Genomic DNA, 8,736 nt, shown 5'->3' with positions numbered 1-8,736 from the left:
TTTCCAGCATGAGGGCCCCGCGGCAGGTAAAATACCCCGGCAGCACGATGCGGGGCGAGCGGGGCGTACCGGATGTAAGGAAAAAGAGCGGCAGCAGCAACCAAGAGCGCATGGGCAGGGGAAAAGTAAACGCCGACCGACAACCGGCTCCGGCAGGGACGCGCAAGGTAGGGGGCTCCTTGCCCAATCGCATGAAGCGTCAAATGCAGCAGCAGCGTGTTCACGAAAACGGTCCGAAGGTAAACGCGCTCCGCTTGGTTGAAGGAGCTTTCTAGCGGACTTCAAGAATGAACCCCGGTACTTCTTGCTCGGCATCCCGCAGGGTTTCGAGTACTCGGTCCGCGTACTGGCCCAGGTGCAGGCGGCTTTGGGCAAAGTCCCGCCATTCCACGATTAAGGGAACATCTACGCATCGGATGCAGTCCCACAGCGCGTCCAAATTCTCGCCGTAGTAGTCGGGAAAGGCGAGCTGCTGCTTAAACTGAGCGTGCAGCGCCAGCACACTCGTCATCTCCGACCCTTGTAAAGCAACTTTCATCTTGGGAAGGTACTCAGAGGCGTTCACGAAAACGGTCGGATTTGCCAAAACGAAGATTCAACCTACGACTTAGTGGATTCTCCCTGCGCCCTGGACTATGTCCTCGTAATGAATGCTTCTGCCATTCACGCGTACAAAGACCTGGGCGTCATGAATGGCCTCCTCCGTCATCACCACTTCTTTACCGAGTGTTAGGGAAACCGCAACCAGGTACTGCATAAGCCTTTCGTGGTCTGCCAAGCATTGTATTTCGCTCGGGCAAATGTCGTTCTCCAGTTCGAAATCTCCGAAAAAATAACACTGCACATGAATATGGGCCAGGAAGATCGTTGCGGACGTGGATGTACGCTCTTCATCATCCCACCAATGGGCGATAAAGTTCGCGTCAATTGCGCAAGCGGGCGCCTGATCGTTGTACTCTTCCACCGTCCACTGGCCGCGCCCCCCGCCTGCCCCTGCCCGACGACGCACCCGGTGCCCACATTGCCGGTGCCGAAGGTGCCGAGGGCGAGAAGCCCCGCCGCAGCCGGGGCGGCCGCAACCGCTCCGGCCGTGGCCCCCGCCCCGAAGGCGATACGCCCGCCGCTGAAGGCCCAGCTGCCACCAGCGGGGAGTAAACAAAACGTTGATATTTAAAAAAAGGCCGCCGCTGCTTCACATGAAGCAGCGGCGGCCTTTTTTTAAATATCAACGTTTTGCAGCTTGGCGAAGTGGCGGATTTAGAAGCACGTAACTTCAATTTTACACTAAATTTCAATTGTAAAACCAAACTCTATTTTAGCACTGAACCTACCATTCTGCCTAACTGCTGTTAGCATCAGTTTTTATTTTTGCATTTCTATTAGTTTCCATTCGCCATTTGGTTCTTTCTCCAAGTAAACACTAACATTTAGGTCTTTCTTGTTCCCTAAAACCTTGATTTCAAATTGTGCTTGTCCTTGTTCGTTTGATATACTTACATTTCCTGTTGGCATCATTCCATATCCCTTTATTCCACCAGTTTCAGCTATTATTTCTTTATTTATTTCGATTTCTTTTGTCGCTACTTTATATGCATCTGAATTTTTCATTGCATTTCCAGCCGTAAAAAATACAAAGACAAAAAAAGCAATTCCCACTCCAATAAGTGCTAAAACTCGTGGAAGTTTAGTTGGCTCATTTGGATTTTTTACCACGATTGTTTTTGCAAGTTTGTCCCCAAGTCTTTTCTTTTGGTCGTTAGTTGCCAAAACAATAAATTCAATAGGCCATATAATTATAAATAAGTTTCTTAGAAAAATTCTTCCAAATGAAGGGATTTTATTTTGACTATTCTCGTCACGAACCATTATTCCCATAATCCATTTTCCAGCACTAATTCCTTTCAAGCTGTCTTTTGCAAAATATAGTAGGAATCCAGGTATCATAACGAACAACATTGTTGTCATTATTTTACTTGGATTATTTTCGTCCATAAAATTTGGTCCAAGTGCAATAAATACAATTGAAACCATTAAAAATGTCATTATTAAATGATCAATAAAGAATGCCGCAATTCTTCTTTTTCTGCTTGATTTTAGAAATGCCAATTCTGTTTTTTGTTCTGTCATTGATGTCGGCTTTTTTTTAAAATGGGTGCTAACATTAGGATACCCGCTACTCAGCAGTTGCCCAAATAGCGGGCATTTTTTCTTAGTACGCAAGTGGGTAGCGGATAGCATACCAAATACAGCATGCTATCCGCTACTCGCCAATCAAAGGCCGAGGCTGTCGAGTGGGGAAGCCGGGCGGGTACGTTGGGCAACATGCGGGTAGATTTCGGTGGTTTTGATGCTGCTGTGGCCCAGCAAGTCCTGAATGATGCGAATATCGGTACCAGTTTCCATCAGGTGCGTGGCGTAGGAGTGCCGTAGCATATGGAGCGAAATAGGCCGGGAGATGCCCGCCCGGCTGGCAGCTTGCTTCAACCACCATCTGGAGGCTGCGGGCGCTGTAAGGCTCGCCGGGGTGCTGGCCCTGCAAGACCAGATAGGTGCAGCAAACCGGTATGAAGTAAACCAAGCCAGCCACAACCGCCAACTATATCCCGGATGCATTTCACCACCCTTACAGAATAGGCGTTTCCGGGGCCTGCCACACGTCGAATAGCTGCGCTAGCAGGCCGGTGGCGGCTACCTGGCTGCTATCGGTATCCAGGTAGTGCGGGCTGTTGCCCACCGTCACCAACCCAAACCAGTTCAGGCTCCGGCCAAACGTGCGTACGCAGTAGCAGCGGCGCAACTGCTGCTCGGGCGAGGCGTAGGGCTGGTCCGGGAAATCAGCCCGCACGAGCGGAAAAGCCAGCTGGTATTTGTCGGCGTAGAAGCTGGCTGGCCGCACTTCATGGCCAAACTTAGCGAGCAGGTACACCGAGTACAGCCAGGCCATTTGCCCGGTCGATTCAGACGGGTACAGATCAAAATAGGGCCAGTTGAATTTCTCGGTGAACGTAACCAGCACCACTTCCAGCAGTGCCGGCCGCTGCGTAGGGGTCAGCAGCTGCTCGGCCTTTTTGGTGAGCGTGAGCTGACCATGCACCTTTTTGGCCAGCCCGGCTAGTATGGTATTGATGTGCAGGGCACTGAGCACCAATGAATCTTGCTCACGGCTGAGCTTGATGAGGCCGGAATCGAGGTTGGGCTCCGGTAGCAGCCCCAGGCCGTAGAGTTCTAGCAGGTACTTGCGCGGCAGCGCCCCGGCCGCCGTGAGCTTAATGCTTTTGTCACGCCGTATAATACGCAGGAATGCTTCTGTGAGCAGTAGCAGCGGCACTTGGTCGAGCACCGCGTCGGGCAGGTTTTCGCACAGCCGCACCGGCGAGCCGGGCCCCAGAGAACTGTAAATCAGTCGGTAGATCTGGTCGGGGTTTAGGCCGCAGAAATCGGTCCGCGGGGCGCTATTTTGCTGGCGGATATAATCGTTGAATTGGGCGGCGAGATTCATGGTAAAGGGGGTTAACCAGCAGCCCAATATCCGGATTTTATCCGCCATGTTTAACCGCCATCCACTATCCAGGCTTAACGCAGGCGTGAATGGAAGCCGTGGTTTCCCGACGGACCAGCGCCTACCCCTTCCCGGATAATTGCCCCTACAGCGGGCGCAGGTACTGCGGTGGCACGGCGTCGGTCAGCCAGACGCCGTTATCGGCCTGATAGAACGGGTGGCCGTCGGCGTGCATCCGGGCGGTATCGGCCACCAGTACCACGGGGGAGCCGTGGCGGCTGCCCACCTGCCGGGCCGTGGCACCGTCAGCACTCAGGTGCACGTGCCGGCGGTCCATTTTCAGCAGGCCCTGCGCCAGAATAACGTGCAGGTTACGCGCTGCCGTGCCGTGGTACAGTTGCGCGGGCGGCACCACAGGCACGTAGCCCAAATCTACCGCCACCGAGTGGCCCTGGCTGGCACGGATGCGCTGCTGGTCGTCGGAGAGGCGGAAGCGCTGCTTGGCGTTGGTTTCCACGATGTGCAGGAGGGCTTCGCGGGTCAAAGGCACCTGGTGGGTCCAGGCCTGGGTCAGCAGCGTATCAACGGGTACCCAGCCCTGGTCGTCCAGGGTCAGACCTAGGTGGGCGGGGTCGTGGCGCAGCACCAAGCTCAGGAGCTTGCTCAGGCGTGTGGTTTCTTTGTCGGATAGCATAGATTTAAGTTGAGGAGCTAACCCCTAGCTCTAGCTCGCAACTCCCCCCTACAGCACCTGCCCCAGCCCGAACAGCAGCGTGAACACGAGCGTGGTGAGGGCCATTTGCTTGAGCAACGGGTCGAGCTGCAGGGAGTCCTGGCGCTGCCAGACGGCGCGGGCGTTGCGCAGCAGCAGCGGGGCGCTCAGCAGAAACAGCCACTGCCAGGGCGAGTGGTAGGTAAAGGCCACGTAGAGCACGGCCGCCGAGAAGCCCAGCACCAGCAGCAGCCAGTGGTAGCGGCGGGCCTGCACCGGCCCCAGCCGCACCGGAATCGTGATTTTGCCCGCCAGCTTATCGGAGCGGATATCGCGGATGTTGTTCACGTTAAGCACCGCCGTAGCAAAGCAGCCCAGCGCCGCCGCCGGCAGCAGCACCGGCCAGGGCAGCGCCTGGGTCCAGACGGGCACCTGGCTGTACGCCTGCAGAAAGTACGTCCCGCACACGCCCACTAGCCCGAAAAACACGAACACCGACAAGTCGCCCAGCCCGGCGTAGCCGTAGGGCTTGCTGCCCGCCGTGTAGTTCACGGCCGCCCAGATGGCCGACAGCCCCAGCGCCAGAAACGCCAGAAACACCCAGGCCCCGGCCGCGCCCAGCGCCACCCACAGCAGCAGCAGCCCACTCCCGAGCGAAAGCGCCCCGAACAGGCCCATACCCCGCTTCATCTGGGCGGGTGTAATGGCCCCGCTCTGCACGGCCCGCTGCGGCCCCTCGCGGTGCACGCTGTCGGCCCCGTTCTGCGAGTCGCCGTAGTCGTTGGCCAGGTTGCTCAGAATCTGGAGCAACACAGTCGTAAGGGCGGCCAGCGCCACCACTGCGGGCCGGAACTGCCCGTGGCTGGCCGCCAGAAAGCCCCCGGCCATGATGCTGGCCAGCGCCAGCGGCAACGTGCGTGGCCGAAACGCCGAAACCCAGGCTTTGGCAGGACTCAGGGGGGCAGGAACGATGGGCGGGTTCATGAAAGGGGAGGAAATGATATATGGAGGGGTAGCATAGAACAGCGATACAGGAATATTGTCATGCTGAGCATGTGGCGCATAGAGCCAGTATGCAAAGCCGTAGTCGAAGCATCTCTACCGCTTCGTTGCAGCCGAAAGCATTAGCATTGCGGTAGAGATGCTTTAACTGCGCTCAGCATGACTAACGTTTCTGTATCGCTGTTCTCACCCACGAAAATACGCCCTAATCCGCTTTAATAGCCGCGATGCGGGCGGCCGTCAGTTCGCGGAAGTGAGCCACTACTAAGTCGGCGTGGTGCAGGTCCTGGCCTTCGGAATGCTCGCTTCGGTAGCCGATGCAGTAGATACCGGCCGCCTTGGCCGCCGTCACGCCGTTGGCCGAATCCTCGATGACCACGCACTCGTTTTTGGGCGAGCGGGCCAGGGCAGCAGCTTGCTCGAAAATGGCCGGGTCGGGCTTGGAGCGGGCGAAATCCTCCCCGCTGAGAAGATGGCTGAAGTACGGTCCGAGTTCAAAGCGGCGCATCACCCGGCTGATGGTGGAATGCGAGGCCGACGAGGCCAGAATTAGCTCCAGGCCTTGCTGGTGCAGGTCGTCGATGAGGTGGCGCACGCCATCGAGCAGGTCGAGGTCGGGTTTTTCGTCGAAGGCGCGGTTGAAGAACTCGCGCTTGGCCAGCACCAGCTCCTGGGTGGGCTGCGGCAGGTCGTGCCGGTCCTTAAGGTGCTGGTACACGTTGCGGGTCGAGCGGCCGGTGAAGGCAGCGTACTCGGCATCGGTTACCGAAATGCCCAGCTCCTCAAAGTGCCGAAAATACGCATAGCGGTGAACGGGTTCGGTATCAACGATAACGCCGTCCATGTCGAAAATAACGGTCTGCATCGGGCGCGGAGGTTGGTGAAACTACCGCGAAGGTACCAGAACTGTTATTCCAAGCAGCGTGGCACAAACCCAAGCAAGCAGAACGATGTAGGGGCGGGACTTGCCCCCGCCCCTACTCCCCGGTATAGACGGCCTACTTCCCGATGGCCGCTACCAGCTCCTCGCTTAGCGGCGTCACCTTGGCGGGATAAAACCCCACCACCTGACCGGCTTCGTCCACCAGATACTTACAGAAATTCCAGTTCGGCTTCTCGTCCGTCTGGCCGTTTTCAGCCTTGCTACCCAGGAATTGGTAGAGCGGGGCGGCATCGGGGCCAGCCACCGAAATCTTGCTGAACAGCGGGAACGTGACGCCGTAGTTCTTCTCGCAGAAAGCGGCAATCAGGTCATCGGAACCGGGCTCCTGGGCCCCGAAGTCGTTGGCCGGAAAGCCCAGCACCACCACTTGGTCGGCATATTTCTGGGCCAGTTCCTCCAGCTCCTGGTACTGGGGCGTGTAGCCGCACTCGGAGGCCGTGTTCACGATGAGCAGCTTTTTGCCCCGGTACTGGCTTAGTGGCACCTCGGCACCCTGAATGTTTTTTACAACGAAATCGTGAACGGAAGCAGCGGGAGCAGTCATGTAAGTAGCAGAAAAAGGTGAAACAAGCGGCCCAGCCAGCCAGCGGCCGGAATAGCGACGCGAAGAAACGGGTTTCTGGCGCAGCATGGCCCCGCCCCGGCCCGTAGCGGGCCAACCATTGCCGGAATTTTGAACAACGAAACTCCGCTTTAGCTAAAAAGGGATTACTTTCGTTGATTGAGGCTTTTTTCTACTTCCGCTAACCTGCTCATGCGTAAGACGTTCCATTCCATCATTGCCGGAACAGGTTCCTACCTCCCAACCCGGGTCGTTAAAAACGAAGCATTCATCGACGCGGATTTTTTTGATGGCGAAGGCCAGCGGCTCGACAAACCGGGAGCCGAAATCGTGGAGCGTTTCGCCCAGATCACCGATATCCGCGAGCGGCGCTACGCCACCCCCGATCAGGTGGCCTCCGACCTCGCCTTTTTGGCGGCCCAGGCCCTGTTCGACTCTTGCCCCACCACCGACCCCGAGCAGCTCGACTACCTGCTGGTAGCCCACAACTTCGGCGACATCACGGAAACCAACCGGCGCTCCGATTTCGTGCCCAGCCTGGCGGCCCGCGTCAAGCACAAGCTCGGCATTCAGAACCCCCACACGGTTGCTTACGACCTGCCTTTCGGCTGCCCTGGGTGGCTGCAGGGCGTTATTCAGGCCGATTACTACCTGCGCTCGGGCGATGCCAAGCGGGTGCTGGTGATTGGGGCCGAAACCCTCTCGCGGGTCTGCGACCCCCACGACCGCGACAGCATGATTTACTCCGACGGGGCCGGGGCCGTGCTGTTCGAGGCCCGCGAAACCGGCCCCGACGACGAGCCAGTGGGCATCCTGAGCCACGGTTCGCGTTCCGACACCGTTCAGGCGGCCCACCTGCTGCGCATGGCCACCTCGCGCAACCCCGCCTACACCGGCGACGAGCTGTTTCTGCAGATGGAAGGCCGCAAGCTCTATGAGTACGCCCTCAAAACCGTGCCCCAGGCCATCAAAGACTGCCTCGATAAAGCCGGCCTTGGCATTGCCGACATGAGTAAGCTGCTCATTCACCAGGCCAACGGCAAAATGGACGAGGCCATCCTCAAGCGCCTCTACGGCCTCTACGGCGACACCCCAGCCCCGGCCGGCGTCATGCCGATGACCATTTCCTGGCTCGGCAACTCCTCGGTCGCCACCCTGCCCACCCTGCTCGACCTGATTACGCGCGGCCAGCTCGCCGGCTCCACCATTACGCCCGGCGACGTTATCGTCTTCGCCAGCGTTGGTGCCGGCATGAACTGCAACGCCGTGGTCTACCGCGTACCGAGTGAGTGAGTGAGTGAGTGAGTGAGTGAGTGAGTGAGTGAGTGAGTGAACTGGTGAATGAGTGAAAAAGGAACTGTCATGCTTCGACTGCGGCTCGCGCCTTCGCGGACGACAGATGAAGCATGACGTTCACTCCCTACTCCCCGCCGGGCTTGAGCCACTTTTCCAGCTCTACAGGTACGTAGGCGGCCAGGGCGTCGAGCAGGGCGGCGGGGTTGGGGTGGCTCAGGAGCTGCTGGCGGTTTTCGCGGCGTAGCAGACCCTGGTCGGCCATGTGGTCGAGGGCGCGGAGCAGGTGGTCGTAGAAGCCGGCCACGTTGAGCACGCCGATGGGCTTTTTATGTAGGCCCAGCTGCCCCCAGGTGAGCACCTCGAACAGCTCTTCGAGGGTGCCGAAGCCGCCGGGCATGGCCACGAATCCCTCCGCCAGCTCAGCCATCAACAGCTTCCGCTCGTGCATGCTTTTTACCACGTGCAGCTCCGTCAGGCCCCGGTGCTCCACTTCCTTGCCCATCAGAAAATCGGGAATCACGCCGATGGCGCGGCCGCCGTGGGCCAGCACACTGTCGGCCACCACGCCCATTAGGCCCACCCTGCCCCCGCCGTACACCAGCGTCAGGTTGCGCTCGGCCAGTATGCGGCCCATTTCGGTGGCCTGCTGGCTGAATTCGGGGTTGGTTCCGGCACTCGAACCACAATACACGGCAACGCTTTTCATGGGCAGTTGGTAGGGT

At 58.2% G+C, this 8,736-nt stretch carries 11 protein-coding genes; 2 read left to right on the top strand and 9 right to left on the bottom strand.

Annotated features, from left to right (window positions below; genetic code table 11):
- Window positions 1-271: 271 nt before the first annotated feature.
- Window positions 272-538: a barstar family protein gene (locus tag CDA63_RS16660; RefSeq protein ID WP_126546909.1), complete on the bottom strand. Its 267-nt coding sequence runs from the start codon at window positions 536-538 to the stop codon at window positions 272-274.
- A gap of 389 nt (window positions 539-927) precedes the next feature.
- On the opposite strand from CDA63_RS16660, the gene CDA63_RS16650 reads away from it, so the two are divergent.
- On the top strand, window positions 928-1,155 hold the full coding sequence (locus CDA63_RS16650; RefSeq protein ID WP_199797550.1) for a hypothetical protein: 228 nt from the start codon (window positions 928-930) through the stop codon (window positions 1,153-1,155).
- A gap of 207 nt (window positions 1,156-1,362) precedes the next feature.
- Here CDA63_RS16650 and CDA63_RS16645 read toward each other — a convergent pair whose 3' ends face one another.
- The 7 genes from CDA63_RS16645 to CDA63_RS16615 form a co-directional block, all read right to left on the bottom strand.
- On the bottom strand, window positions 1,363-2,238 hold the full coding sequence (locus CDA63_RS16645) for an RDD family protein (RefSeq protein WP_199797549.1): 876 nt from the start codon (window positions 2,236-2,238) through the stop codon (window positions 1,363-1,365).
- Between the two features lie 33 nt (window positions 2,239-2,271).
- A complete protein-coding gene (locus tag CDA63_RS16640) occupies window positions 2,272-2,433 on the bottom strand; it encodes a tyrosine-type recombinase/integrase (RefSeq protein ID WP_088465592.1) in 162 nt (53 codons plus the stop codon).
- Window positions 2,434-2,623: 190 nt separating this feature from the next.
- Complete coding sequence (locus tag CDA63_RS16635; protein ID WP_088465591.1) at window positions 2,624-3,499, bottom strand: hypothetical protein; 876 nt, start codon at window positions 3,497-3,499, stop codon at window positions 2,624-2,626.
- A 145-nt stretch (window positions 3,500-3,644) separates the two neighbouring features.
- On the bottom strand, window positions 3,645-4,193 hold the full coding sequence (locus CDA63_RS16630) for an RNA 2'-phosphotransferase (RefSeq protein ID WP_088465590.1): 549 nt from the start codon (window positions 4,191-4,193) through the stop codon (window positions 3,645-3,647).
- Window positions 4,194-4,241: 48 nt separating this feature from the next.
- The gene (locus tag CDA63_RS16625; RefSeq protein ID WP_088465589.1) at window positions 4,242-5,195 is read right to left on the bottom strand and encodes a 1,4-dihydroxy-2-naphthoate polyprenyltransferase; all 954 of its coding nucleotides are present in this window, start codon (window positions 5,193-5,195) and stop codon (window positions 4,242-4,244) included.
- 223 nt (window positions 5,196-5,418) lie between these two features.
- The gene (locus CDA63_RS16620; RefSeq protein ID WP_088465588.1) at window positions 5,419-6,078 is read right to left on the bottom strand and encodes an HAD family hydrolase; all 660 of its coding nucleotides are present in this window, start codon (window positions 6,076-6,078) and stop codon (window positions 5,419-5,421) included.
- Window positions 6,079-6,211: 133 nt separating this feature from the next.
- The gene (locus tag CDA63_RS16615; RefSeq protein WP_242434714.1) at window positions 6,212-6,700 is read right to left on the bottom strand and encodes a glutathione peroxidase; all 489 of its coding nucleotides are present in this window, start codon (window positions 6,698-6,700) and stop codon (window positions 6,212-6,214) included.
- Window positions 6,701-6,910: 210 nt separating this feature from the next.
- Between CDA63_RS16615 and CDA63_RS16610 the strand changes: the two genes are divergently transcribed.
- Window positions 6,911-8,011 (top strand): 3-oxoacyl-ACP synthase III family protein, encoded by a 1,101-nt coding sequence (locus CDA63_RS16610; protein ID WP_088465586.1) that lies wholly within the window; start codon window positions 6,911-6,913, stop codon window positions 8,009-8,011.
- Between the two features lie 127 nt (window positions 8,012-8,138).
- On the opposite strand, the gene CDA63_RS16605 is transcribed toward CDA63_RS16610, so the two are convergent.
- Complete coding sequence (locus CDA63_RS16605) at window positions 8,139-8,720, bottom strand: LOG family protein (RefSeq protein ID WP_088465596.1); 582 nt, start codon at window positions 8,718-8,720, stop codon at window positions 8,139-8,141.
- Between the last annotated feature and the right edge of the window lie 16 nt (window positions 8,721-8,736).

This window comes from Hymenobacter amundsenii (genome assembly GCF_002204745.1).
Taxonomy (GTDB): domain Bacteria; phylum Bacteroidota; class Bacteroidia; order Cytophagales; family Hymenobacteraceae; genus Hymenobacter; species Hymenobacter amundsenii.
The sequence above is the reverse complement of the archived record's forward strand: the minus strand, read 5'-3'. Positions and strand labels throughout refer to the sequence as shown.